Below are 724 nucleotides of genomic sequence, written 5' to 3' on the forward strand. Positions count from 1 at the left end.
TGCTCTGACGGATTGTAAGCGCACGGTTTCAGGAACTCTTTCACTCCCCTCCCGGGGTACTTTTCACCATTCCCTCACGGTACTATTCACTATCGGTCACACTTAGTATTTAGGCTTACCGGGTGGTCCCGGCAGATTCACAGCAGATTCCACGAGCCCGCTGCTACTCGGGGCAAACAACAACACATGTGCACAATGCATTCACGTACGGGACTCTCACCCACTCCGGTACACCATCCCAAGCAATTTCCGCTTACACGCACACACACGCACCCAGGTGACAGCCTGGATCCATTGCACCCCACAACCCCACACACGCAACCCCTGCCAGGTCTCACACGCACATGGTTTAGCCTCATCCACGTTCGCTCGCCGCTACTAGCAGAATCACAATTGTTTTCTTCTCCTACGGGTACTGAGATGTTTCACTTCCCCGCGTCAACCCCCACACAGACTATGCATTCATCTGCGGGTAACACCACACAACCGGTGCTGGGTTTCCCCATTCGGACATCCTCGGATCAACGCTTTGTTGACAACTCCCCGAGGCATAACGCAGCCTCACACGTCCTTCATCGGCTAAGCATGCCAAGGCATCCACCGTACGCCCTGAATAACCAAACAATTACCCAACACATACAACACACACCACCCACCACACACAGCAGCAGGCAATGCGCGCAGATACACAAAACACTTACAAACGATCTTGCAAACACAAAAC

Annotated in this window: 1 rRNA gene; it reads right to left on the reverse strand. The window is 53.2% G+C overall.

The window, feature by feature from the left end:
* Positions 1–624 (reverse strand): 23S ribosomal RNA (locus HMPREF2990_RS00930); the annotation flags it as partial.
* Positions 625–724 lie beyond the last annotated feature (100 nt).

It is taken from the genome of Corynebacterium sp. HMSC071B10, assembly GCF_001814825.1.
In the GTDB taxonomy this organism is placed as follows: domain Bacteria; phylum Actinomycetota; class Actinomycetes; order Mycobacteriales; family Mycobacteriaceae; genus Corynebacterium.